A 24,110-nucleotide genomic window follows, 5' to 3' on the forward strand; every position below is an offset into this window, starting at 1 on the left:
TACGAGAGGTGCCCCATGAGTCTGCTGCTTGAACCCTATACCCTTCGTCAATTGACCCTGCTTAACCGCATTGCGGTGTCACCGATGTGCCAGTACTCCAGCGTCGATGGGCTGGCCAATGACTGGCATCTGGTCCACCTCGGCAGCCGTGCTATTGGCGGCGCTGGTCTGGTATTCACCGAAGCCACGGCGGTCACCGCTGACGGGCGCATCACCGCCCAGGACCTCGGTCTCTGGAATGATCAACAGATCGAATCGTTGCAGCGTATTACGCGCTTTATCTCCGCCCAAGGCGCCGTTGCGGGCATTCAGTTGGCCCACGCTGGGCGCAAGGCCAGCACGCATCGGCCGTGGCTCGGCAAGCATGGCAGCATCAAGCCGGAAGACGGCGGCTGGATCCCGGTTGGCCCTTCGCCGATTGCTTTCGACCCCCAGCACACACCACCCAAACAGCTCGATGAGGGCGAGATCGCTGACGTTGTCCAGGCCTTCGTCGACTCGGCCCAACGGGCACTGACCGCCGGTTTCAAAGTGGTCGAAGTGCATGCCGCCCACGGTTACCTGCTGCACCAGTTTCTTTCGCCACTGAGCAATCAGCGACGCGATCAGTACGGCGGTTCGTTCGAGAATCGGATTCGGCTGGTGCTGCAAGTCACCGAAGCGGTGCGTGCGGTATGGCCTGAAGAATTACCGGTGTTTGTGCGAGTGTCGGCCACCGATTGGGTGGAAGATGGCTGGAACCCTGATGAAACCGTAGAGCTGGCGCGACGCCTCAAAGATCTGGGCGTGGACCTGATCGATGTCTCATCGGGCGGTACGGCGGTAAACGCCGAGATTCCTACAGGCCCCGGTTATCAGACCCGTTTCGCCGAGCGTGTACGCAAGGAGTCAGGCATTGCCACCGGCACCGTAGGAATGATCACCGAACCGGCGCAGGCGGAGCATATTCTGCGTACCTGTCAGGCCGACATCATCTTCCTCGCCCGGGAATTGTTGCGTGATCCGTACTGGCCGCTGCATGCCGATGATGACCTGGGCGGGCATAAGGCTACCTGGCCGGCGCAATATCACCGGGCTACCCATCGCGACCAGCCGATTCATGAATCGGATTTGCGTGATTGAATGCTGCTGTAAAACCAAAAAGCCCCGGTCGTGTTGACCGGGGCTTTTTGCGTTTTTGTGCTGAGATGTTTGTTGTCTGTCAGGCCGTCTTCGCGGGCAAGCCTCGCTCCTACAAGGGGGCGGCGCGCTCATCACCGATCCCGTAGGAGCGAGGCTTGCCCGCGAATGGGCCCGCCCAGACAACCTCATACCGTCAGGTGTACTTACGCTTCTCCGGTGCCGGCGGGAAATACTGGTACAACCAGGTTTCACTCAACGTGCGGTCATTGGTGCGAATGAACAACCGCAGTTCCACCGGCGCCACGCTGTCATTGGTCGGGTACCAGTCAAAAGTAATGCGGTAGCCCTTGATGTCATCCAGCACCAACACATTGAAGTCCTTCACTTCGCCGTTCGAGCAGGTCACCACCGGCTCGATCCCCGCGCCTTCGGGCAAGCGGTCCAGACCGCCGCCGGTGAAGTCCACGGCAAAGCGTCGCGCCCAGACCTCCGGGTAATGCTCGCCCGGCGCCCAGCCTTCAATGAAACCGCCCATGCCCGAACGGGTCGCGTGGACCCGTGCCAGCGGCGTGCTCACCGGTGGCAGGGAGCTCCAATAGAGCTTGTAGCCGTAATTGAGGGAGTCCCCGGCCGCGACCGGTTTTTTCGGCGTCCAGAACGCGACGATGTTATCCAGGGTTTCGCCGGTTGTAGGAATTTCCAGCAAATCGATAGAGCCTTCGCCCCATGCGGTTGTAGGTTCTACCCACAGACTCGGGCGCTTGCTGTACCAGTCGACGGTGTCCTGATAATTGGCGAACTCGTGATCGGTCTGCACCAGACCAAAGCCTTTCGGATCGGTGTCGGCGAAGGCATTGAATTGCAGGGTGCCCGGGTTATTCAGCGGGCGACAGATCCACTCGCCATTGCCGCGCCACATTGCCAGGCGATCGGAGTCGTGGATTTGCGGGTGAATCGTGTCGCACATGCGCCGCTCATGGGTGCCGCAGCTGAACATGCTGGTCATCGGCGCGATACCCAGTTGCTCGATGGCGGTGCGGGCATTGACGTGGGCATCAACTTCCATCACCACACGCTCGGCCTGGCAATCAATGTCAAAACGGTAGGCGCCGGTGGCGCTCGGCGAATCGAGCAAGGCATAAACCACGAAGCGGGTGCTGTCCTTGTCCGGTGTCTCGAACCAGAACTTGGTGAAGTCCGGGAATTCTTCGCGCTTCTTGGCGTACGTATCGATCGCCAGGCCGCGGGCCGACAAACCGTACTGGCCGGTGGCATCTACCGCGCGGAAATAGCTGGCGCCGAGGAACGACAACACGTCGTGCTTATCCAGCTCCGGGGCCTTGAACAGCTTGAACCCGGAGAAACCCAGATCGCCCTTGAGCTGTTTAGTGTCAACAGTGGTTTTTTCGTAGTTGAACAGCGACGGGCGGAAATGCACCTCGCGCGCCAGTCGAGTCTTGGGGTTGACGCTGTACATGCGCACCGGCTGCTTGAAACCCATGCCGACGTGGAAAAACTGCACGTCCAGTTGACCTTTCAGGTCCTTCCACAGCGAGTGATTACCGTCATAGCGGATCGCGTTGAAGTTCTGCGGCGTCATGGTCGCCAGCGTCGGCGGCAGCACCTGTTTGGTGTCCTGATACGGCTTGCCGGCGAGCTGTTTGGCCTGGTTCTTCAGCGCTTCGAAGTCGAACGCCACGGCGTCGCCATCAGCAGTGCTGCTGCCAGCCCAAGCGCGTGCGGCCAATAAGCCGGTGGCCGAGAGACCGGTGTAAGCCGCGATGGCCATGGAGGCTTTGAGCAAATTTCTGCGGTGCATAAGTACAACCTGTCGTGAACAATCCCGCGCCGTTCCTGGCACGTACTGGATCAGAAATAACGGTTCGGACATGCCTTGGCCAAACGCAACGGACCTTAAAGAGATGCCAAATAGCTTAAACCGTTCGGTTGCAGAGCAAAAATGATTGATGGCACGGCGACAGCGCGGCAATGAAACAAGACATTTCAGGTAACGTTTCTCACAGCACTTTCTGATTTACAGGGCATATCTGCTTTTTTTGACTAATTACTCTAAAAACCGCTTTTCAGCGCCGATTTAATTTCTATTCTATGGGCATGACCGGTTTCGGCCCTTCAGGCCGGTGGGTTCAGCAGGCACCAGGTGGCCGCTGAAAGTGATAGGGCGATGCGGTTTTGAAGTTTTCTCTGACATATAGAAGGACATCGTCCATGTCGAAAGTACAAGGCATCACTGAAATATTAGGAATATTCCCCTGGCTGGCCACCGGTCGGCGAAGGCGTCGGCTTAGTTCGGAGGAGTTGAAGCTGGTGGAGCGGTATCGCGAGTTGTCGGAGAGTGACCGGATTGCGATGCGGTATCTGGTGGATGCGATGCGCAGTGTTTCGCGGTTTTGACAGTGGGAGATTTAGCGATGTTGGAAACCAAAGGGACGGACTGTAAAAGTCCGTCCCTTTGTGCATCAGCTCAACGGCTACAAATCGTGAACGGCCGTTGCGCCTGCATTAAATCAGGCATATCCCGCCACTTGATCCAGGCCTGATGCTGCCAATGCAGCAGCGGCACAGAGATCCCAGCCCACTGCAACGAACTCAGGCTCGGGATGTTTTCCATCGATGCCGCGTCCGAATCACGCAACATTGGCATGACCTCGTTGCTCAGCCACTGGCGCAGGTTTCGGTTTTCCGGGACGAAATGATGAACGAGCAGGGCATACATCCCTGATTCGCTGACCATCAACGATTCGACCGTTTTGCCATTCTTCAGCAGCCAGACATATTGGCGTTGATCAGGATCGAGCTTCAGCGTGAGTCGTTGGTCTAGTGGGCGGCCCATCAAGCGACCAAGGTCTTGGACACAGAACCAGGCTTGGTTAGCTTGCATGAGGGAGTGGAGGAATCGGTTGTGACGGGTGAAGACGGTAGGGATGAAATGAGGATTTATTTCAGACGGATTTTGCGTGTGCTTAAGCATTTGTCGACTCCATGTTGAAAAGGAGCCGCCACTAATCCTTCGACAGATTTGGGTGGCGGACCGAGTGGCGTTCGAAGTCGGAACATTCTCGATCAACATGTAAGCCGAGAGGCCCGCGCCACACGGCCCACCATAAAGCGAAGCTGAAAGGCAAAAAATGCCCCAGTTCATATGGGGGCGCGGATGCGCCATGTTGATAGTGTTCCGGCTTCGACCCCGGGTCGCTGATGTTGCAGCGATGGGGGGAAGCCTATCCGCAAGGCGCTCGCGGCGCCAAGTCTACTCTGGCGACGCTTGTTGTAGGAATTGTTGTATTTGCTGGAAGGCTCCATCTGTAGGAACTTCCTGTTTTTGCACGAGGCGCAGGGAGACAGCGCCAAATGAATGGTTTTTCCTATATTTATTCTGCTTTCTGGAATTAAGTGCAGGATTTCTACATGTTGATCGAATTTTCGGTTTCCAATTATCGCTCCTTCCGTGAGTTGCAAACCTGTCCATGGTGGTTCTCTGTGAAGATAGCAAGTCAGGAAAACGGTATCTGGAGGAGGCCGCGTTTCATTTTCGCGCCAAGGCTCAGGTAGAAATCGCCTACTGCGGAGTCACGCACCCGAGCGGGGGGCTGGGCAACCTGAAGCAGATCGCAGCCGGTTGCACAGGCCCGAATTCGTTGGCCAAAACGCTGTCACTAAGGGTTTTCCCTATAGTTTTTGTCCTCCAGGCCTGCGGCATTTGCGCCTTGAACGTGGCACTTTAATGCTGCACCATCCGCCCCTGCTTTTTCAAAGGACGGAACTCAAGGCATGCTGGACGCGAACGCAACCCATATTTCCCTTACCCTCGAAGGCGTTTCCGTCGACCTGCAGGTGCTCAGCTTCGTCGGCCGCGAAGCCCTCAACCAGCCGTTCTGTTTCGACATCGAGCTGGTCAGCGCCCGTCCCGACCTGAAACTCGAAGAGTTGCTGCACAAGCCCGGTTGCCTGACCTTCGGCGCCACCGGCCAGGGCAAGATCCATGGCTTGGTCTACCGCATCGAGCAAGGCGATTCCGGCAAAAGCCTGACCCGCTACAGCATCAGCCTGGTGCCGCAACTGGCCTACCTGCGGCACAACCACGACCAGCAGATTTTCCAGCAGTTGAGCGTGCCGAAGATCATCGCCCAGGTGCTCGAGGCTCGAGGCATTTTGGCCGACGCCTACAGCTTCCAGCTCGGCGCGATTTACCCCGAGCGAGCGTACTGCGTGCAGTACGACGAATCCGACCTGCACTTCATCCAGCGTCTGTGCGAAGAGGAAGGCATTCACTTCCACTTCCAGCACTCGGCCAACGGCCACAAACTCGTCTTCGGCGATGACCAGACGGTGTTCCGCAAACTGGCGCCCGTGAGCTACCAGCAAGACTCCGGCATGGCCGCCGAGAAACCGGTGATCAAGCGCTTCAACCTGCGCCTGGAAACCCGCACCACCCGCGTCAGCCGTCGCGATTACGACTTCGAGAAACCACGGCTGCTGCCTGAAGGCGCGGCCAAAAGCGCATTCGCCCCGGACCTCGAAGACTACGACTACCCCGGCCGCTTCACCGACCGCGCGCGCGGCAAGCAACTGGCGACCCGCGCCCTGGAACGCCATCGCAGCGACTACCAGCTCGCCGAAGGCAAAGGCGACGAGCCGACTCTGGTCAGCGGTCACTTCCTGGCCCTGAGCGAGCACCCGCGCGCTGAATGGAACGACCTCTGGCTGCTGCTGGAAGTCATCCACGAAGGCAAACAGCCGCAAGTGCTCGGCGAAAACATCACCAGCGACGTCACCGCCAACAAAGACGATTTCCACCAGGGCTACCGCAACCGCTTCCTCGCCACGCCGTGGGACGCGCATTACCGCCCGGCCCTCGAACACCCGAAACCCAAGGCCCTGGGCAGCCAGACCGCCATCGTCACCGGCCCGCCGGGGGAAGAAATCCACTGCGACGAATACGGCCGGGTCAAGGTGCAGTTTTTCTGGGACCGCGAAGGTCAGTCCGATGACAAAACCAGCTGCTGGCTGCGAGTCGCCACCGGCTGGGCCGGCAACGCCTACGGCGGCATCGCCATCCCGCGAGTCGGCATGGAAGTGCTCGTCACCTTCCTCGAAGGCGACCCCGACCAACCGCTGATCACCGGTTGCCTGTACCACAAGGAACACGTCGTCCCCTACGACCTGCCGGCGAACAAAACCCGCAGCACCTTCAAAACCCTGAGCTCGCCCGGCGGCAAGGGCTACAACGAGTTTCGCATCGAAGACAAGAAAGGTGCGGAGCAGATCTACCTGCACGCCCAGCGCGATTGGGATGAAAACATCGAGCACGACCAGAAGATTCGTGTTGGCAATGAACGGCATGACACCGTTGAAGCGAATGTTTTTAGTGAGTTCAAGGTGGAAGAGCATCGCGTTACCCACCTGGATCGCAAGACCGAAGCGCGGGCGGATGATCACCTCACCGTTGGCGTGACTCAGCACCTGAAGGTGGGCACGGCGCAGTTTGTCGAGGCGGGGCAGGAGATTCATTACCACGCGGGGGAGAAGGTGGTGGTTGAGGGTGGCATGGAGCTGACGGCCAAGGCTGGCGGGAGCTTTGTGAAGATGGATGCGGGAGGTGTGACGATCAGTGGGGCGGAGGTGAAGATGAACTCCGGGGGTGGGCCGGGAGCGGGTTCAGGTATCCAGGCATTAGGTCCATCGATCCCGTTAGCGGCTGCAATCGCGAGCGCCGGTCAACTTTTAGAACGAAAAACAGTTCTCGAAAAAACAGACCATGACTTGGATTTCTTGATAACTGATCAAAACACGGGGTTACCGTTGAAGAATTTTCCATATGTCATCAAAACCTCTTCGGGTAAGAGCCTGGCAGGACGTACCAATGATGAAGGAAGAACTGGAAAAATAAAAAGTACAGAAGCGGAAATGGCTGTGATTGAGGTTTATGACGACATCCCCCCTATCAACCCAAGATGGGACGCTTGATATGCCTAAACCGAAGCCTTTGACCACAAGTCAAAAAGCGTTGACTCCGGTAACCGATAAAAAACCGGCTTCAGTCGTGGTAGATGACAGCAAGCGTTTGAAGGAAATCAGGAAGCTGGTTGAAGCCAACAACAAGTCCTCGATTGATACAAACATAATCATTTGCCAGATTTATATGGAGTCGCGCTTCGATGCTAATGCCGGGGCCGGTCACAATGCTCGAGGCCTGATGCAAATGCAGATGCAAGCGGTGCAACAGGTTTACAAATATCGAAAAAAGAAAGAGCTTGGGCGTATGCCGAGCGACGACCAAACCAAAGTAGCATTTGCCGAAGGCAAGACATTCTACGCTAGCGCCAGCATTTTTGACGAAGCCAAAAATATTCAACTTGGCACGGAGTACATGCAGTATTGGATAGATGTATCCAGCTCAATTGAAGAGGCCTACAAAAAGTACCGAGGCCTTTCCAACGGAGTTTATTATAAAAAAATAAGTGCCTGTGCCGCAAAACTCGCGGCCAGTCCCGACTCAATGCAGGTGCTCAGGGATAATATAAAGTGAAAAATGCGTGGCTGTATTTAATCACTGCCCTGTCAATAGGGACCGCCTATGCAGAGCCGCCCAAGTCAATTCTAGGCTGCTCTTTGTCTGATGGAACACAGGTGTCTTTACTGGCCGAATCAACTGCAGAGGGTCAGCGCTTATTTCTTGAGCTCGATCAGAAAACACAAACTGCATTTTCGGACATGCCTGATACCGACTTTGTCGGGCAGGTGGTCCTGGCAAAGTGCACCTCCTCCAGTTTGATATTTGCGCTCAACTACGGCTCGCCATATTTGAAAGGTGTTGTTTTACGCAAAAACCCTCTCAGTCATTCGATCGAACGAATCGATTTTGCAGAGAAGTCCCTGCCTCGCTGGCTTTATCTTGGGCAAGAGCAAATGCGGCTGGTGATTCCAAATATCGGAAACGAGGTCTCTGGAAAATTTCTGGTCTATGACTATTTCGCAGGAAAAGGGCAATCAGAGGAAGCAGGTAGTATTGATGTTCGGCCAGATACCCATGGGTTCAAGGTTCTACGCCTGAAATGAGCGTTTCATCCCATCGACTGCCGTCGGATATCTAGCTTCAAATCTGGCATGTGCGTCATCGAGGTCTTCCTTGATTATGCGGCGACGCCATCGCGGGCAAGCCACGCTCCCACAGGTTCAGTGCAGTTCCTGTAGGAGCGAAGCTTTTAATGCTTGAACATCACATGCCGTACAACGGTGTAATCCTCCAGCCCATATATCGACATGTCTTTCCCATAACCGGACAGTTTCTGACCGCCATGCGGCATTTCGCTGACCAGCATGAAGTGGGTGTTCACCCAGGTGCAGCCGTACTGCAAACGTGCAGACAGGCGATGGGCGCGGCCGACGTCCGCGGTCCAGACCGACGACGCCAGGCCGTAGTCTGAATCGTTGGCCCAGGCCAGTGCTTGCGCTTCATCGGTGAATTTGGTGACCGACACTACCGGCCCGAACACTTCGCGGCGCACGATCTCGTCGTCCTGTTGCACGTCGGCCAGCACTGTCGGCTCAAAGAAGAAGCCATTGCCTTCCACCGCTTTACCGCCAGTGATCAAACGAATGTGGGGTTGCGCCATCGCACGCTCGACCAATCCGGTCACGCGGTCGCGATGTTGCGCGCTGATCAACGGGCCAAGCTCAGTCGATGGATCATCCTGTGAACCGTATTTGATACTGCTCACCGCCGCGCCGAGCTTTTCGACGAACTGGTCGTAGATGCCTGCCTGTACGTAGATGCGGCAGGCGGCGGTGCAATCCTGGCCGGCGTTGTAAAAACCGAAGGTGCGAATGCCTTCCACGGCGGCGTCGATGTCGGCATCGTCGAAGATGATCACCGGTGCCTTGCCGCCCAGTTCCATGTGCAGGCGTTTGACGTTGGCGGCAGTGCTGGAAATGATGTTCGAGCCGGTGGCGATGGAGCCGGTCAGCGATACCATGCGCACTTTCGGATGATTGACCAGTGCGGTACCGACCGCAGAACCACGGCCGTACACCAGGTTAAGTACACCGGCCGGAAAAATGTCCGACGCCAGTTCTGCCAGGCGCAGGGCGGTCAGCGGGGTTTGTTCCGACGGCTTGAGCACCACGGTATTACCGGCGGCCAGGGCCGGGGCGATTTTCCAGGCGACCATCATCAGCGGGTAGTTCCACGGCGCGATGGAGGCGATCACGCCCACCGGGTCGCGGCGTATCATCGAGGTATGGCCGGGCAGGTATTCACCCCCCAGCGCACCGCTCATGCAACGACTGGCACCGGCGAAAAAACGGAACACGTCGGCAATCGCCGGGATCTCATCGTTCAGCGCAGCGCTGTAGGGTTTGCCGCAGTTGTCCGACTCCAGCTTCGCCAACTCTTCGCCATGGGCTTCGATGATGTCGGCGAGTTTGAGCAGCAGCAACGAGCGTTCTTTCGGTGTGGTTTGCGACCAGGATTGGAAGGCGTGGTCGGCGGCCCGCACGGCGGCATCGATCTGGGCTTCGCTGGCTTCGTTGATTTCTACCAACACACGGCCGAGGGCCGGGTTGAACACGGCTTGGGTGGGGCCGTCGCCATTGACGAGCTGGCCGTTGATCAAGAGTTTGGTTTGCATGGCTATGTCCTCATCGAAGCTGTTCCTATTTTCCTGCTGAAACCGGCACTTGTGGGAGCGAGCCTGCTCGCGATAGCAGTCTTACTGTCGACATCTGCGTTGAATGTCAGTCAGTCATCGCGAGCAGGCTCGCTCCCACATTAGGTTCCGTTTCCACAGGGGTTAATCGTTATCAGTTATTTCCCGCCACTGCCCGCAACGCTCTCCCCACCACGGGTCAGGTAATAGGCGCCGAGAATCGGCAACATGGTCACCATCATCACCAGCATCGCGACGACGTTGGTCACCGGCACGTCCCGTGGGCGGCTGAGCTGGTTGAGCAGCCACAGCGGCAAGGTGCGTTCATGGCCGGCGGTGAAGGTGGTGACAATGATTTCGTCGAACGACAGCGCAAACGCCAGCATGCCGCCGGCCAGCATCGCCGAGCCAAGGTTCGGCAGGACGATGTAGCGGAAGGTCTGCCAGCCGTCGGCGCCGAGGTCCATCGACGCTTCGATCAAACTGTATGACGTGCGGCGCAAGCGGGCGATGACGTTGTTGTAGACGATCACCACACAGAAGGTCGCGTGACCGACGATGATGGTGAACATCCCCGGCTCAATCCCCAAAGTCTTGAAGGTCGCCAGCAGCGCGATGCCGGTGATGATCCCCGGCAGGGCAATCGGCAGGATCAGCATCAGCGAGATACCTTGCTTGCCGAAGAAATCCCGTCGGTATAACGCCGCCGAGGCGAGGGTGCCGAGGACCAGCGCAATCAATGTGGCGACGGCGGCGATTTGCAACGACAGCTTGATCGCCTCCAGCACGTCTGGCCGGGAGAACGCCACGCCGATCCACTTCAGGGTGAAGCCCTTGGGCGGAAAGCTGAACGCCGCGTCTTCGGTGTTGAAGGCGTAGAGGAAGATGATCAGGATCGGGAAGTGCAGAAACATCAACCCGCCCCAGGCGGCGATGCGCAGGCCCAGGGATGCCCGATCTTGAGATGAAGCATCAGAGCGCATCGAAAGCCCCCAGACGTTTAACGATGGACAGGTAAATGGCGATCAGCACGATCGGCACCAGTGTGAAGGCCGCCGCCATCGGCATATTGCCGATCGCTCCTTGCTGGGCGTAGACCATGCTGCCGATGAAATAGCCCGGCGGGCCCACCAGTTGCGGCACGATGAAGTCGCCCAGGGTCAACGAAAAGGTGAAGATCGAACCGGCGGCGATCCCCGGAATCGACAGTGGCAGAATCACTTGCATGAAGGTCTGACGCGGCTTGGCGCCGAGGTCCGCTGAGGCTTGCAGCAACGACGGCGGCAAGCGTTCCAGTGAAGCCTGAATCGGCAGGATCATGAACGGCAGCCAGATGTAGACGAACACCATGAACCGCCCCAGATGCGAGGTCGACAAAGTGTTGCCGCCCACTCCCGGAATCCCGAGCACGAACTGCAACACCGGTTCCAGCCCCAAGTGCTGAACGAACCACTGGGCCACGCCGCCCTTGGCCAGCAGCAAGGTCCAGGCGTAGGCCTTGACGATGTAACTGGCCCACATCGGCATCATCACCGCGATGTAGAAAAACGCCTTGGTCTTGCCGCTGGTGTAGCGCGCCATGTAGTAGGCGATCGGGAACGCCACGATTGCACTGGCGATCGACACGACGATGGCCATGCTCAGGGTGCGCAGAATGATGTCGAAGTTCGACGGCTGGAACAGCGCAGCGAAATTCGCCAGGGTCAGGTCGGGAGTGACCGCCATGGTGAAGTCATCGAAGGTGTAGAAGCCTTGCCACAACAGCGTCAGCAGCGAGCCGAGGTAGATCGCCCCAAACCAGAGCAACGGCGGCACCAGCAGCAGCGACAAATAAAGATTCGGCCGCCGGTACAGCAGGTTCGAAAAGCGGCGCAACGGCGAGCCGCTGGCCGGGGTTTGAGGAACGGTCACGCTGTTCATCTCAGGCTCCGCCCACAACATTGTCGTGCAGCGGGATCATTGCTTCACGCGCCCAACGAGCGCTGATGCGTTGCCCGGTTTGATGTTGCGCGCTGACGTCCAGCCACTGGACGTTGGCCTGGCTGATGTTCAGCGTCTGACCGTTTTCCAGCTTCAGTTCATAGCGTGTCGCACTGCCTTGGTACTGAATGTCGTGCAGCAGACCGCTGACTTCTATTTCATGGCTGGCCAGCGGACCTTCGGCGAAACGCACGTGTTCGGGGCGGATCGAAAACGGCTGTGGATTGCCGCTCAACTGCCGCGCCAGATCGCCGCGAATTACATTGGAAGTGCCGACGAATTCGGCGACGAAAGTGGTCGCCGGTTTCATGTACAGGTTGCGCGGCGTGTCGACCTGTTCGATGCGGCCCTTGTTGAACACGGCCACGCGGTCGGACATCGACAGCGCTTCGGTCTGGTCGTGGGTAACGAAGATGAAAGTGATGCCGAGCTGGCGTTGCAGCTTCTTCAGCTCGCCTTGCATTTGCTCGCGTAGCTTCAAATCGAGGGCGCCCAAGGGTTCGTCGAGCAACAACACGCGAGGGCGATTGACCAGCGCGCGGGCCAGGGCCACACGCTGACGCTGGCCACCGGAGAGTTGCACCGGTTTGCGTTCGCCGTAGCCGCCGAGGGCGACCATGTCGAGCGCTTCTTCGGCGCGTTTTTGGCGTTCGGTTTTGCCGACACCTTTGACTTTCAAACCGTAGGCGACGTTGTCGAGTACGTTCATGTGCGGGAACAGGGCGTAATCCTGGAACACGGTGTTCACGTCACGCTGATACGGCGGCAACCCGGCGGCTTCAGCACCATGAATGCGGATGGAGCCAGTGCTCGGTTGTTCGAAACCAGCGATCAGGCGCAGGCAGGTGGTTTTGCCCGAGCCGGAGGGGCCCAGCAGGGAAAAGAACTCGCCGTCCTGGATATCGATAGAAACCCGGTCAACGGCCTTCACCTCGCCGAACTGACGGGAAACGTTGGTGAACTGGACTGCAAGCGTCATGGTGCTGTGCTCCAAGAATCTGAATCTTTAAAAGCATCGCGAGCAGGCTCGCTCCCACAAGGGAATGCGATCAAATGTGGGAGCGAGCCTGCTCGCGAAGAGGGCTTAACGACCGCCCATGATCGCGATGTAATCCTGGGTCCAGCGGCTATAAGGCACGAACTTTCCGCCCTCAGCCTGTGGGGTTTTCCAGAAGGCGATCTTGTCGAACTGGTCGAAGCCGTTGGTCTTGCAACCCTCGGCGCCCAACAGTTCGCTTTCCTTGCACGCGGCCGGAACCGCCGGCAGCGAGCCGAACCAGGCAGACACATCGCCCTGGACCTTCGGCTTGAGCGACCAGTCCATCCACTTGTAGGCGCAGTTCGGGTGCTTGGCCTCAGCGTGCAACATGGTGGTATCGGCCCACCCGGTGGCGCCTTCTTTCGGAATGGTTGACGCGACTGGCTGTTTCTCGTTCATCAGGCCGTTGACCTGATAGGGCCAGGAGCTGGACGCCACCACGCCTTCGTTCTTGAAGTCACTCATCTGCACGGTGGTGTCGTGCCAGTAGCGATGGATCAATTTTTGCTGGGCGCGCAGCAGATCGAGAACGGCCTTGTACTGTTTCTCGTCGAGCAGATAAGGATCCGTGATGCCTAGTTCCGGCTTAGCGGTTTTCAGGTACAGCGCCGCGTCCGCGATATAGATCGGGCCGTCATACGCTTGCACGCGGCCCTTGTTGGATTTGCCATCGGACAGCTTCTGCTCTTCGAACAGCACGCCCCAACTGGTCGGCGGCTGCTTGAACACGTTGGTGTTGTACATCAGCACGTTCGGGCCCCATTGATAGGGGGTGCCGTAGGTCTGCTTGTCGACCACATACCACGGTGCATCCTTCAGGCGCGGATCGAGACTCTTCCAGTTGGGAATCAGCGCGGTGTTGATCGGCTGCACACGTTTGCCGGCGATCAGGCGCAGGGAGGCGTCGCCGGACGCTGTCACCAAGTCGTAACCGCCCTTGGTCATCAGGGTGACCATTTCATCGGACGTGCCGGCGGTCTTGACGTTGACCTTGCAGCCGGTTTCCTTCTCGAAAGCGCTGACCCAGTCGTAGGCCTTGTCGGTTTCGCCCCGTTCGATATAGCCAGGCCAGGCGACGATATCCAGCTGACCTTCGCCGGCACCGACGGCTTTCAGCGGTTCGGCGGCCTGCAGGCTGGCACTGGCCAGCAGCGCGGTAGTGATTGCACTGAGCAGTGCGGTCTTGTGCACGAGCATGGGTGAACCCTCTTGTTTAAATTATGGTCGGGGCAGTGTTGAACGGGCCGATGCGCCGTGTGCGGCTTGTTATTTAGCTTAGTGTGCTTTGTGAGACGCAGACTGAGGCCGGGCTGTCTTATGGATTTATCCAGCCTAGTGCGCGTTTTTACGGTCGACAAATCTCAAAGGCTGCATTCGATGAAATAAATGGCATGGGGGCGTTCCCGCCCGTTTGCCTAAATGTGAGCAACATCTGGAAGCACACTCGCTCTCAATCGTCGGGCACTTTCGATCTAGGCTGGTGGCCTTAAAGATCCGGTTAACCCGAATTCGTGGAGGCAGCAAAATGAACACCCGTGGATTGCTCGATCAACTACTCAAATCCGGTCAGGATCTGTTGCAGAACAAGGCCGGCGGCACCCAGAACAAGGCGTCCAGTGGTGGACTGGGTGGACTACTCGGTGGCACCAGTGGTTCGGGTGGCCTCGGCAGTGTGCTATCTGGCGCCGGCGGCGGTGCTCTGGCGGCTGGCGCCATGGGCCTGTTGCTCGGCAACAAGAAGGTGCGCAAGGTCGGCGGCAAAGTGGCGATCTACGGCGGCCTCGCCGCACTGGGCGTGATTGCCTACAAAGCGTATGGCAACTGGCAGGCCCAGCAAGGCACTGCGCCTCGAACCGAACCGCAAACTCTCGACCGCTTGCCAGCGGCCCAGGTCGAGCAACACAGCCAGGCGATCCTCAAGGCACTGGTAGCCGCGGCCAAGGCTGACGGGCATGTCGATGAGCGTGAGCGCCAATTGATCGAAGGCGAGTTCAGCAAGCTCGACAACGATCAGGAGCTGCAACACTGGCTGCACGCCGAACTCAACAAACCGCTGGACCCGACCGACGTCGCCCGTGCCGCCAGCACGCCGGAAATGGCAGCTGAAATGTACATCGCCAGTGTGATGCTGGTGGATGAGGAGAACTTCATGGAGAAGTCCTACCTCGATGAGCTGGCGCGGCAGTTGAAGCTGGAACCGGGGTTGAAGGCAGAATTGGAGAAGCAGGTGCGGCAGGCTTCGGTGTAGGTCTTTAGATCGCTTTCGCGGGCAAGCCTCGCTCCTACAGGATCGTGTCGAACGACAAGCGTGCGTACGACCATTAACTGTAGGAGCGAGGCTTGCCCGCGAAAGCGGTGTGTCAGGCAACAGTTTTTTCACTGAATGGACGCTATCGCGAGCAGGCTCGCTCCCACAATAGATCTGCAGTGAACACACAGTCTGTGTGCGGCAGTAGTCAACGTGTGGGAGCGAGCCTGCTCGCGATGGCGTCTTCGGCCGCGACCACTTTCTCCAATGACCAATCCACGGTCCGTTTCTGCCGAATCCCGGCTTTTTGTCGACAAGATGAAAAGCGGAGTTCAGCGTCTGATAAATGAAACACCCCCTCGGCTATACTCCCCCGCAATTTGAACCGCACCGAGGACTGACTGTGAAGAACTGGACGTTGCGCCAACGCATTTTGGCGAGCTTTGCGGTGATTATCGCGATCATGCTGTTGATGGTCGTGGTGTCTTTTTCTCGGCTGATGAAAATCGACGCCAGCGCGGAAAGGGTCCGTACCGATGCGGTTCCCGGGGTGTATTTCAGTTCGATGATGCGCGGTGCCTGGGTCGACAGTTATAACCTCACCCAGCAGATTGTCGGTCTTTCGGGACGTCGCGAAATAACACCCGCCGACCACGCCATGTACAAGAGTTTCGAAGAGCGCTTGAGCGAGCAGATGGTCCACTACCGCAAGACTATTTTTTCACCGGAAGATCAGGCCGCATTCGACGAATTCGAAGCGCGCCATCAGCTCTTCAATCAAGAGCTGACCAACGTCCTTGAGCTCTATCAGCGCAAAGAGTATGAGCCAGCGCGCCTTGCCCTGGAGCAAAAGCTCACGCCGGCCTGGGTCAATGGGCGCAAGCAATTGAACACCCTTATCGAAATTAATCATGACCTGGCCGATAGAGCCTCGCTGGCCATTGGCGAAGCGGTGACAGCTGCCAAAATCAGCATGGGCGTCTCTTTGCTGGTAGCGATCATCGTCGCCGGCCTGTGTGGGCTGCTGCTGATGCGCGCGATCATGGCACCGATGAATCGCATTGTGGATATCCTCGAAATCATGCGCACCGGCGATCTCAGCAGTCGCCTGGATCTTGATCGCAAGGACGAGTTCGGCGCGGTGGAAATCGGCTTCAACGACATGATGACCGAGCTCACCTCGCTGGTGTCCCAGGCCCAGCGCTCCTCGGTGCAGGTCACCACGTCGGTCACGGAAATCGCCGCGACGTCCAAGCAGCAGCAAGCCACGGCCACCGAAACCGCAGCGACCACCACCGAAATCGGTGCGACATCGCGGGAAATTGCCGCCACCTCGCGGGATCTGGTGCGCACCATGACCGAAGTCTCCACCGCCGCCGATCAGGCCTCGGTGCTGGCCGGCTCCGGGCAGCAAGGGCTGGCACGCATGGAAGACACCATGCACTCGGTGATGGGCGCGGCGGATCTGGTCAATGCCAAACTGGCGATCCTCAACGAGAAGGCCGGCAACATCAATCAGGTGGTGGTGACCATCGTCAAAGTCGCCGACCAGACCAACCTGCTGTCCCTGAATGCCGCGATCGAAGCCGAGAAGGCCGGTGAATATGGTCGCGGGTTTGCCGTGGTCGCCACCGAAGTGCGGCGTCTGGCGGACCAGACCGCTGTGGCCACCTACGACATCGAGCAGATGGTGCGCGAGATCCAGTCGGCGGTGTCGGCCGGGGTCATGGGCATGGACAAGTTTTCCGAAGAAGTGCGTCGTGGCATGTCCGAGGTGCAGTCGGTGGGCGAGCAGCTGTCGCAGATCATCCATCAGGTTCAGGCGCTGGCACCACGGGTGTTGATGGTCAACGAAGGCATGCAGGCCCAGGCCACCGGTGCCGAGCAGATCAACCACGCATTGGTGCAGTTGGGCGATGCCAGCAGCCAGACCGTCGAATCCCTGCGTCAGGCCAGTTTCGCCATCGACGAACTGAGCCAGGTGGCCGTAGGGCTGCGTGGCGGCGTCTCGCGATTCAAAGTCTGATGAGCGAGCTCGCGGTCAAGAGCGGCGCGGTGATGCCGGCGAAGCAGTCGTTGTTTCTGGTGTTCCGCATCGGCACCGAGCGTTACGCCTTGCAGGCCATCGAGGTAGCCGAAGTGCTGCCGCAGCTGCCGTTGAAACCCATTCCCCGGGCGCCGGCCTGGGTGGCGGGGGTGTTTGCCTATCGCGGTGCGGTGGTGCCGGTGATCGACCTCAGCGCCCTGACGTTCGGTCAACCGGCCCAGGCCCGTACGAGTACGCGGCTGGTGCTGGTGCACTATCGGCCGGATGAGGCGACGCCTGCGCAATTGCTCGGGCTGATTCTGGAACAGGCCACCGACACGTTGCGCTGCAATCCGGCGGATTTTCAGCCTTATGGCCTGGACAATCGCCAAGCGCCGTACCTGGGCCCTGTGCGCGAAGATGCCCAGGGTTTACTGCAATGGGTGCGGGTTGCCGATTTGCTGGACAAACAAGTCCGCGCCTTGTTGTTTCCCTCGCCGCCGTTGGACCTGGCGCAGTTTGAGGAGCAAGGATGAGCAGCGATCAAAGGTTTTTCGATTTCCTCAAGGAACGTATAGGCCTCGATGTGGGTTCGGTCGGCCCGGCGATCATCGAACGCGCGGTGCGCCAGCGCTGCACGGCGGCTCGGGCGCTCACGGCCGATGAGTACTGGCACACCCTGCTGGGCTCGCGCGACGAACAACAGGCGCTGATCGAAGCGGTGATCGTCCCCGAGACCTGGTTTTTCCGTTACCCGGAATCCTTCGCCACGCTGGCGAAACTGGCGGCCAAGCGGCTGGCGGCGATCAATAACATGCGCGCCCTGCGGATTCTCAGTCTGCCGTGTTCCACCGGCGAAGAGCCATACTCCATCGCCATGGCATTGCTCGATGCCGGGCTGGCGCCGCACCAGTTCAAAGTCGACGGCATGGATGTCAGCCCGCTGTCGGTGGAAAAGGCCAGGCACGCGCTGTATGGCAAGAATTCGTTTCGTGGTCAGGACATCGACTTTCGCGAGCGGCATTTCGCGGTTGAAAACGACAATTATCGTCTCAGCGGGCGCGTGCTTGAGCAGGTGCGTTTGCAGGTCGGCAATCTGCTCGACCCGGCCTTGCTGGCCAGTGAGCCGCCTTATGACTTCGTGTTCTGTCGAAATTTGCTGATCTATTTCGATCAGCCAACCCAGCAGCAAGTGTTCGAAGTGCTCAAGCGCCTGACCCACGTCGACGGCGTGCTGTTTATCGGCCCGGCGGAGGGCAGTCTGCTGGGGCGTTTCGGCATGCGCTCGATTGGTATCCCGCAGTCGTTTGCCTTCAGTCGTCAAAGTGCGCCCGAACCGCTTGCGTCCTTCGTGCCGACGCCGCTGCCGGTGCAACAACCGGTGCGCAGTGTGGCACCGCCGCCAGTGCGCAGTCGGCCTTTCGCGACGGTGGTGCCGATGCCTCAGGTCGCCGCCAACCTTTCGGCCACCCCTTCGGACGCTATCCCGTCAGACGCCGCCACGCTGCTGGCGAACATCGCCGCGCTGGCCAATGAAGGTAAAAGCGCAGAGGCCCGCGCCGCGTGCGACAGTTTTTTACGCAGTCACGAGCCGGTGGCCCAGGTGTTCTATTGGCTGGGGCTGCTCAGCGATGTCGCCGGCAGCGCTCTCCAGGCCCAGGGTTTTTATCGCAAGGCGTTGTACCTCGAACCGCAACACCCCGACGCATTGATGCACTTGGCCGCCTTGCTCCAGTCCCAGGGCGACACGGCCGGAGCCAGACGATTGCAGGCCCGCGCCGCCCGCAGCGAGCGCGCCGCAGACAGTGAGCGTAAACGATGAACGCCGCCGACACCTTGAGCGTCACCCATGAAGATGCCCAGACCATCGGCGACTGCTGGAACCGCATCGGTATCCACGGCGACAAGTCTTGCCCGTTGCTGAGCGAGCATATTCATTGCCGCAACTGTGCGGTGTATTCGGCCTCCGCCACGCGCTTGCTCGACCGCTATGCGTTGCAGCAGGACGATCGCGAGCAAGTGTCCACGGTGGCCGAGAGCGAGGTGAAAACCCGCTCGCTGCTGATGTTTCGCCTCGGCGAAGAATGGTTGGGCCTGGCCACTCGCAGCCTGGTCGAAGTGGCGCCGTTGCAGGCGATTCACTCCTTGCCGCATCAGCGCTCCGGGGCGTTGCTCGGGGTGGCGAATGTACGCGGTGCCTTGGTGGCGTGCCTGTCGCTGGTGGAACTGCTGGGGCTCGACGGCGCCAGTGGCGTGGCGTCTGGCGCGCGGGTGATGCCGCGGATGCTGATCATCGCTGCCCACGGCGGCCCGGTGGTGGTGCCGGTGGACGAGGTGGACGGGATTCACGCCATCGACGAACGCATTCTCGATGCGGCATCTCGGTCCGGCACCCAGGCCAGCGCCAAATACACCCGTGGCGTCTTGCAATTCAAAGGTCGCAGCCTGCGTTGGCTGGATGAAGAACAGCTGCTGTCCGCCGTGACCCGGAGCCTCACATGACCCCCGAGCAAATGCGTGACGCCTCTTTGCTGGAACTCTTCAGCCTCGAAGCCGACGCCCAGACCCTGGTGCTGAGCGCCGGTCTGCTGGCGCTTGAGCGCGATCCGACCCAGGCCGATTACCTTGAGTCATGCATGCGCGCGGCCCATTCGCTCAAGGGCGCGGCGCGGATTGTCGGGGTCGATGCCGGGGTCAGCGTCGCCCATGTGATGGAAGATTACCTGGTCAGCGCCCAGGAAGGGCGCCTGTACCTGCGGCCCGAACACATTGATGCACTGTTGCAAGGCACCGATCTGCTGATGCGGATTGCGACGCCGGGCAACGCTCCGGCGCCTGCGGATATCGACGCTTACGTCGTCTTGATGGGACGGCTGCTTGATCACATGGCGGGCGTTGCCCCCATAGTGCCGCCGATGGCAGAACTTCAGCTGGAACCGCCGACGCCCAAGGTTGAGCCGTCCATGCCGGCCGCCACCGAAGCCTCCCCGGCAACGCCCGTCGAACCAGCGCCCACGGCTAAACGCACCACCGAAAGTGGCGAACGCGTATTGCGCGTCACGGCCGAGCGCTTGAACAGCCTGCTCGACTTGTCGAGTAAATCCCTGGTGGAAATCCAGCGGCTCAAGCCGCATCTGGCCACCATGCAGCGCCTCAAACGCATGCAGAGCAACGGCCTGCGGGCGCTGGAAAACCTCAACGTTCATCTCAAGGACCATGCCTTGAGTCTCGAAGCCCAGGAAGCCTTGGGCGATGCCCGTCGGTTACTGACGGAGGCCCAGCAATTGCTGGCGGAAAAGAACGCCGAACTGGATGAGTTCGCCTGGCATGCCAGCCAGCGCGCGCAGGTGTTGTATGACACAGCGCTGGCCTGTCGCATGCGGCCATTCGCCGACGTGCTGAGCGGGCAGGTGCGCATGGTCCGCGACCTCGGCCGCAACCTTGGCAAACAGGTGCGGCTGGAGATCGAGGGCGACAAGACCCAAGTCGATCGCGACGTTCTGGAAAAACTCGAAGCGCCGCTGACGCACTTGCTGCGCAATGCGGTGGATCACGGCATCGAAACCCCGGAACAGCGGCGGTTGGCTGGCAAACCGGAGGAGGGCGTGATCCGTTTGCGAGCGTCCCATCAGGCCGGTCTGCTGGTGTTGGAACTCAGCGATGACGGCAATGGTGTTGATCTGGAAAAACTTCGCCGCAACATCGTCGAGCGGCAGTTATCCCCAGCCGAGACCGCCGCCCAGTTGAGCGAAGAAGAACTGCTGACGTTCCTTTTTCTGCCGGGTTTCAGCCTGCGCGACGCGGTCACCGAAGTGTCCGGCCGCGGCGTCGGGCTAGATGCGGTCCAGCATATGGTCCGGCAGTTGCGCGGCGCCGTGGTGCTGGAGCAAACGGCGGGCGAGGGTAGTCGTTTCCATCTCGAAGTACCGCTGACGTTGTCGGTGGTGCGCAGTCTGGTGGTGGAAGTCGGTGACGAGGCGTATGCCTTCCCGCTGGCGCACATCGAGCGCATGTGCGACCTGGCGCCTGCGGACATCGTGCAGGTCGAAGGCCGGCAGCACTTCTGGTACGAAGGTCGGCATGTCGGACTGGTCGCCGCCAGTCAGCTGTTGCATCGTCCGGCGAGCCAGAACAACGCGCAGACCCTTAAAGTTGTGGTCATTCGCGAGCGCGAGGCGATCTACGGGGTGGCGGTCGAGCGGTTTATCGGCGAGCGGACGTTGGTGGTACTGCCGCTGGACGAGCGCCTGGGCAAGGTGCAGGACATTTCCGCCGGGGCCTTGCTCGACGACGGCTCGGTGGTGCTGATCGTCGACGTCGAAGACATGCTGCGTTCGGTGGACAAACTGCTCAACACCGGGCGTCTGGAGCGCATTGCCCGCCACGCCAATCAGGTTGTCGAAGCCGCGCGTAAACGGATTCTGGTGGTCGACGACTCGCTGACCGTTCGTGAGTTGCAGCGCAAACTGCTGCTTAATCGCGGTTACGACGTCGCCGTGGCGGTGGACGGTATGGATGGCTGGAACGCTCTGCGTTCGGAGGATTTCGATCTGCTGATCACCGACATCGACATGCCGCGCATGGATGGCATCGAACTGGTGTCTTTATTGCGCCGCGACAACCGTCTGCAATCGCTGCCGGTGATGGTGGTGTCCTACAAGGACCGCGAAGAAGACCGCCGCCGTGGACTGGACGCCGGAGCCGACTATTATCTAGCCAAAGCGAGTTTTCATGATGACGCTTTGCTGGATGCAGTGGTTGAGCTCATTGGAGGCGCGCGGGCATGAAAATCGCTATCGTCAATGACATGCCCATGGCCGTAGAGGCTTTGCGTCGCGCTTTGGCGTTCGAACCGGCGCACGAGGTGGTCTGGGTCGCCGGCAATGGGGCCGAGGCAGTGCAACGTTGCGCCGAATACACCCCGGATCTGATCCTGATGGATTTGATCATGCCTTTGATGGACGGCGTGGAAGCGACCCGGCGAATCATGGCCGAGACCCCATGCGCGATCGTCATTGTCACCGTCGACCGCGAGCAGAACGTGCACCGGGTGTTCGAAGCCATGGGCTACGGCGCGCTGGATGTGGTCGATACCCCGGCTATCGGGGGCGGTAATCCTCAGGAAGCCGCCGCACCGCTGCTGCGCAAGATCATGAACATTGGCTGGCTGATCGGCGACAAGAGCAATCGGGTGCGATCGGCACCGAGCTCGCACCGCCACTCGTCCTCGCGCCAGCGCCTGGTGGCCATCGGGTCATCCGCTGGCGGGCCGGCGGCACTGGAAGTGCTGCTCAAGGGCCTGCCACGAGATTTTTCGGCGGCCATCGTGTTGGTCCAGCATGTGGATCAGGTGTTCGCCGCGGGCATGGCTGAATGGCTCGCCAGCGCCAGTGGCCTGGACGTGCGCCTGGCCCAGGAAGGCGAACCGCCACGAAGCGGCACGGTCCTGCTGGCCGGGACCAACCATCATATTCGCTTGCTGAAAAACGGCACGCTGGCCTATACCGCCGAACCGGTCAACGAGATCTATCGGCCTTCGATCGATGTGTTTTTCGAGAGCGTGGCCAGTTACTGGAGCGGTGACGCCGTGGGCGTTCTGCTGACCGGTATGGGGCGCGACGGCGCGCAAGGACTTAAACTCATGCGCCAACAGGGCTACCTGACCATCGCTCAGGACCAACAAAGCAGTGCGGTGTACGGAATGCCGAAGGCGGCCGCGGCCATCAATGCGGCTGTGGAAGTTCGCCCACTGGACAAGATAGCGCCACGATTGCGGGAGATCTTCTCAAAATGACTATCATTAGCAGCAATCGTGGCCAAAGCAGTACTCAGGTGACCGCGCATGAATGATTTACAGCTCGACGATTTCAAGACTGGCGAACACGCCGCCATGGTGTTGTTGGTGGACGATCAGGCGATGATCGGCGAGGCGGTGCGGCGTGGTTTGTCGAACGAAGAAAACATCGACTTCCATTTCTGTGCTGACCCGCACCAGGCCATCGCCCAGGCGATCCGCATCAAGCCGACAGTGATCCTTCAGGATCTGGTCATGCCTGGCCTCGACGGCCTGAGCCTGGTGCGCGAATACCGTAATCACCCGGCGACCAAGGACATTCCGATCATTGTCCTGTCGACCAAGGAAGACCCGCTGATCAAGAGCGCGGCGTTTGCCGCTGGCGCCAATGATTACCTGGTCAAACTGCCGGACAACATCGAACTGGTGGCGCGCATCCGCTATCACTCGCGCTCCTACATGACCCTGCTGCAGCGTGACGCGGCGTATCGCGCGCTGCGGGTTAGCCAGCAGCAGTTACTCGACACCAACCTGGTGCTGCAGCGCTTGATGAACTCCGACGGCCTGACCGGGCTGTCGAACCGCCGGCATTTCGACGAATACCTGGAGCTGGAATGGCGGCGTTCGCTGCGGGACCAGACTCAACTGTCGTTGTTGATGATCGACGTCGATTACTTCAAGTCCTACAACGACAGCTTCGGCCATCTCGAAGGTGATGAAGCGCTGCGTAAAGTCGCCACGGCGATTCGCGACGCCAGCTCCAGACCTTCGGACTTGCCAGCCCGTTACGGCGGCGAAGAGTTCGTCCTGGTCCTGCCCAACACCTCCCCGGGCGGTGCGCGGCTGGTGGCTGAAAAATTGCGCCAGACCGTGGTCGGGTTGAAGATCCCGCACATTTTCCCGACCGAAGGTTCAAGCCTGACCATCAGCATCGGCCTGTCGACCCTGATCCCCCAGCCGGGCAGTGATTGCCGGCAATTGATCTCGGCGGCGGACAAGGGGCTGTATCTGGCGAAGAACAATGGGCGTAATCAGGTCGGAATTGAGTAAATCGTTGAAACACGATGCCCTGTAGGAGCTGCCGCAGGCTGCGATCTTTTGATGTTGCTTTAAAGGCGAAGATCAAAAGATCGCAGCCTTCGGCAGCTCCTACAGTTCGCAAACGCAACGTCTACATGGTGTTCAGCCAAAAACCATTCGGCCTAAAGCCGCCAGGCGGGCTGCCTTGACAG

The 24,110-nt window shown here is 59.4% G+C and carries 20 protein-coding genes and 1 pseudogene; 14 read left to right on the plus strand and 7 right to left on the minus strand.

The annotated features are described in order from the left end of the window. Positions 1-15: 15 nt before the first annotated feature. Positions 16-1,122 carry an NADH:flavin oxidoreductase/NADH oxidase gene (locus ACYZT2_RS06440; protein WP_461971067.1) on the plus strand — a complete coding sequence of 369 codons (1,107 nt, stop codon included), beginning with the start codon at positions 16-18 and terminating at the stop codon, positions 1,120-1,122. A 193-nt stretch (positions 1,123-1,315) separates the two neighbouring features. Here ACYZT2_RS06440 and ACYZT2_RS06445 read toward each other — a convergent pair whose 3' ends face one another. After that, positions 1,316-2,941: a glucan biosynthesis protein D gene (locus ACYZT2_RS06445; RefSeq protein WP_461971069.1), complete on the minus strand. Its 1,626-nt coding sequence runs from the start codon at positions 2,939-2,941 to the stop codon at positions 1,316-1,318. A gap of 410 nt (positions 2,942-3,351) precedes the next feature. Between ACYZT2_RS06445 and ACYZT2_RS06450 the strand changes: the two genes are divergently transcribed. Then, entirely contained in the window at positions 3,352-3,537 is a 186-nt protein-coding gene (locus tag ACYZT2_RS06450; protein ID WP_461971071.1) for a hypothetical protein, read from the plus strand. A gap of 70 nt (positions 3,538-3,607) precedes the next feature. Here the strand turns inward: ACYZT2_RS06450 and ACYZT2_RS06455 are convergent, their stop codons facing one another. Then, on the minus strand, positions 3,608-4,114 hold the full coding sequence (locus tag ACYZT2_RS06455; protein WP_461971073.1) for a BRO-N domain-containing protein: 507 nt from the start codon (positions 4,112-4,114) through the stop codon (positions 3,608-3,610). Between the two features lie 496 nt (positions 4,115-4,610). Here ACYZT2_RS06455 and ACYZT2_RS06460 point away from each other — a divergent pair. From ACYZT2_RS06460 to ACYZT2_RS06475, 4 genes and pseudogenes are all read left to right on the plus strand, one after another. Beyond that, positions 4,611-4,730 (plus strand): annotated as a pseudogene (locus tag ACYZT2_RS06460) (RloB family protein); the annotation flags it as partial. Between the two features lie 184 nt (positions 4,731-4,914). Further along, complete coding sequence (locus ACYZT2_RS06465) at positions 4,915-7,110, plus strand: type VI secretion system Vgr family protein (protein WP_461971075.1); 2,196 nt, start codon at positions 4,915-4,917, stop codon at positions 7,108-7,110. Position 7,111: 1 nt separating this feature from the next. Then, positions 7,112-7,672, plus strand: coding sequence for a transglycosylase SLT domain-containing protein (locus ACYZT2_RS06470; RefSeq protein ID WP_461971077.1), 561 nt, complete (start codon positions 7,112-7,114; stop codon positions 7,670-7,672). Continuing rightward, on the plus strand, positions 7,669-8,202 hold the full coding sequence (locus ACYZT2_RS06475) for a hypothetical protein (RefSeq protein WP_461971079.1): 534 nt from the start codon (positions 7,669-7,671) through the stop codon (positions 8,200-8,202). Before ACYZT2_RS06470 ends, ACYZT2_RS06475 begins: the two co-directional genes overlap by 4 nt. A 146-nt stretch (positions 8,203-8,348) precedes the next feature. Here the strand turns inward: ACYZT2_RS06475 and ACYZT2_RS06480 are convergent, their stop codons facing one another. The 5 genes from ACYZT2_RS06480 to ydcS form a co-directional block, all read right to left on the minus strand. Beyond that, entirely contained in the window at positions 8,349-9,773 is a 1,425-nt protein-coding gene (locus ACYZT2_RS06480) for a gamma-aminobutyraldehyde dehydrogenase (protein ID WP_461971081.1), read from the minus strand. Between the two features lie 176 nt (positions 9,774-9,949). Then, positions 9,950-10,774 (minus strand): ABC transporter permease, encoded by an 825-nt coding sequence (locus tag ACYZT2_RS06485; RefSeq protein ID WP_461971083.1) that lies wholly within the window; start codon positions 10,772-10,774, stop codon positions 9,950-9,952. Continuing rightward, the gene (locus ACYZT2_RS06490) at positions 10,764-11,711 is read right to left on the minus strand and encodes an ABC transporter permease (RefSeq protein WP_461971085.1); all 948 of its coding nucleotides are present in this window, start codon (positions 11,709-11,711) and stop codon (positions 10,764-10,766) included. Before ACYZT2_RS06490 ends, ACYZT2_RS06485 begins: the two co-directional genes overlap by 11 nt. A gap of 1 nt (position 11,712) precedes the next feature. Further along, the gene (locus ACYZT2_RS06495) at positions 11,713-12,750 is read right to left on the minus strand and encodes an ABC transporter ATP-binding protein (protein WP_461971087.1); all 1,038 of its coding nucleotides are present in this window, start codon (positions 12,748-12,750) and stop codon (positions 11,713-11,715) included. Between the two features lie 105 nt (positions 12,751-12,855). Then, positions 12,856-14,007, minus strand: a complete 1,152-nt coding sequence (gene ydcS, locus ACYZT2_RS06500; RefSeq protein WP_461971089.1) for a putative ABC transporter substrate-binding protein YdcS — start codon at positions 14,005-14,007, stop codon at positions 12,856-12,858. 328 nt (positions 14,008-14,335) lie between these two features. Here ydcS and ACYZT2_RS06505 point away from each other — a divergent pair, with 328 nt between their 5' ends. The 8 genes from ACYZT2_RS06505 (at position 14,336) to ACYZT2_RS06540 (ending at position 23,928) form a co-directional block, all read left to right on the plus strand. Beyond that, the gene (locus ACYZT2_RS06505) at positions 14,336-15,058 is read left to right on the plus strand and encodes a tellurite resistance TerB family protein (RefSeq protein WP_461971091.1); all 723 of its coding nucleotides are present in this window, start codon (positions 14,336-14,338) and stop codon (positions 15,056-15,058) included. 403 nt (positions 15,059-15,461) lie between these two features. Beyond that, complete coding sequence (locus ACYZT2_RS06510) at positions 15,462-17,084, plus strand: methyl-accepting chemotaxis protein (protein ID WP_461971093.1); 1,623 nt, start codon at positions 15,462-15,464, stop codon at positions 17,082-17,084. After that, positions 17,084-17,620, plus strand: coding sequence for a chemotaxis protein CheW (locus tag ACYZT2_RS06515; protein WP_461971095.1), 537 nt, complete (start codon positions 17,084-17,086; stop codon positions 17,618-17,620). The genes ACYZT2_RS06510 and ACYZT2_RS06515 overlap by 1 nt, the downstream gene beginning before the upstream one ends. Then, entirely contained in the window at positions 17,617-18,906 is a 1,290-nt protein-coding gene (locus tag ACYZT2_RS06520; protein WP_461971097.1) for a CheR family methyltransferase, read from the plus strand. The genes ACYZT2_RS06515 and ACYZT2_RS06520 overlap by 4 nt, the downstream gene beginning before the upstream one ends. After that, positions 18,903-19,586 carry a chemotaxis protein CheW gene (locus ACYZT2_RS06525; RefSeq protein ID WP_461971099.1) on the plus strand — a complete coding sequence of 228 codons (684 nt, stop codon included), beginning with the start codon at positions 18,903-18,905 and terminating at the stop codon, positions 19,584-19,586. Before ACYZT2_RS06520 ends, ACYZT2_RS06525 begins: the two co-directional genes overlap by 4 nt. Beyond that, the gene (locus ACYZT2_RS06530; protein WP_461971101.1) at positions 19,583-21,871 is read left to right on the plus strand and encodes a response regulator; all 2,289 of its coding nucleotides are present in this window, start codon (positions 19,583-19,585) and stop codon (positions 21,869-21,871) included. Before ACYZT2_RS06525 ends, ACYZT2_RS06530 begins: the two co-directional genes overlap by 4 nt. Further along, positions 21,868-22,878, plus strand: coding sequence for a chemotaxis-specific protein-glutamate methyltransferase CheB (cheB, locus tag ACYZT2_RS06535; protein WP_461971103.1), 1,011 nt, complete (start codon positions 21,868-21,870; stop codon positions 22,876-22,878). Before ACYZT2_RS06530 ends, cheB begins: the two co-directional genes overlap by 4 nt. Before the next feature lie 48 nt (positions 22,879-22,926). Beyond that, complete coding sequence (locus ACYZT2_RS06540; RefSeq protein WP_461971105.1) at positions 22,927-23,928, plus strand: diguanylate cyclase domain-containing protein; 1,002 nt, start codon at positions 22,927-22,929, stop codon at positions 23,926-23,928. Positions 23,929-24,110 lie beyond the last annotated feature (182 nt).

Source organism: Pseudomonas sp. MDT1-85, assembly GCF_054898065.1.

Excerpts from the sequence above, each read along its gene's own strand:
- ACYZT2_RS06440 (WP_461971067.1), top strand. The coding sequence starts at position 16 with ATGAGTCTGCTGCTTGAACCCTATACCCTTCGTCAATTGACCCTGCTT.
- ACYZT2_RS06445 (WP_461971069.1), bottom strand. The coding sequence starts at position 2,941 with ATGCACCGCAGAAATTTGCTCAAAGCCTCCATGGCCATCGCGGCTTAC.
- ACYZT2_RS06450 (WP_461971071.1), top strand. The coding sequence starts at position 3,352 with ATGTCGAAAGTACAAGGCATCACTGAAATATTAGGAATATTCCCCTGG.
- ACYZT2_RS06455 (WP_461971073.1), bottom strand. The coding sequence starts at position 4,114 with ATGCTTAAGCACACGCAAAATCCGTCTGAAATAAATCCTCATTTCATC.
- ACYZT2_RS06465 (WP_461971075.1), top strand. The coding sequence starts at position 4,915 with ATGCTGGACGCGAACGCAACCCATATTTCCCTTACCCTCGAAGGCGTT.
- ACYZT2_RS06470 (WP_461971077.1), top strand. The coding sequence starts at position 7,112 with ATGCCTAAACCGAAGCCTTTGACCACAAGTCAAAAAGCGTTGACTCCG.
- ACYZT2_RS06480 (WP_461971081.1), bottom strand. The coding sequence starts at position 9,773 with ATGCAAACCAAACTCTTGATCAACGGCCAGCTCGTCAATGGCGACGGC.
- ACYZT2_RS06485 (WP_461971083.1), bottom strand. The coding sequence starts at position 10,774 with ATGCGCTCTGATGCTTCATCTCAAGATCGGGCATCCCTGGGCCTGCGC.
- ACYZT2_RS06490 (WP_461971085.1), bottom strand. The coding sequence starts at position 11,711 with ATGAACAGCGTGACCGTTCCTCAAACCCCGGCCAGCGGCTCGCCGTTG.
- ACYZT2_RS06495 (WP_461971087.1), bottom strand. The coding sequence starts at position 12,750 with ATGACGCTTGCAGTCCAGTTCACCAACGTTTCCCGTCAGTTCGGCGAG.
- ydcS (WP_461971089.1), bottom strand. The coding sequence starts at position 14,007 with ATGCTCGTGCACAAGACCGCACTGCTCAGTGCAATCACTACCGCGCTG.
- ACYZT2_RS06505 (WP_461971091.1), top strand. The coding sequence starts at position 14,336 with ATGAACACCCGTGGATTGCTCGATCAACTACTCAAATCCGGTCAGGAT.
- ACYZT2_RS06515 (WP_461971095.1), top strand. The coding sequence starts at position 17,084 with ATGAGCGAGCTCGCGGTCAAGAGCGGCGCGGTGATGCCGGCGAAGCAG.
- ACYZT2_RS06520 (WP_461971097.1), top strand. The coding sequence starts at position 17,617 with ATGAGCAGCGATCAAAGGTTTTTCGATTTCCTCAAGGAACGTATAGGC.
- ACYZT2_RS06525 (WP_461971099.1), top strand. The coding sequence starts at position 18,903 with ATGAACGCCGCCGACACCTTGAGCGTCACCCATGAAGATGCCCAGACC.
- ACYZT2_RS06530 (WP_461971101.1), top strand. The coding sequence starts at position 19,583 with ATGACCCCCGAGCAAATGCGTGACGCCTCTTTGCTGGAACTCTTCAGC.
- cheB (WP_461971103.1), top strand. The coding sequence starts at position 21,868 with ATGAAAATCGCTATCGTCAATGACATGCCCATGGCCGTAGAGGCTTTG.
- ACYZT2_RS06540 (WP_461971105.1), top strand. The coding sequence starts at position 22,927 with ATGAATGATTTACAGCTCGACGATTTCAAGACTGGCGAACACGCCGCC.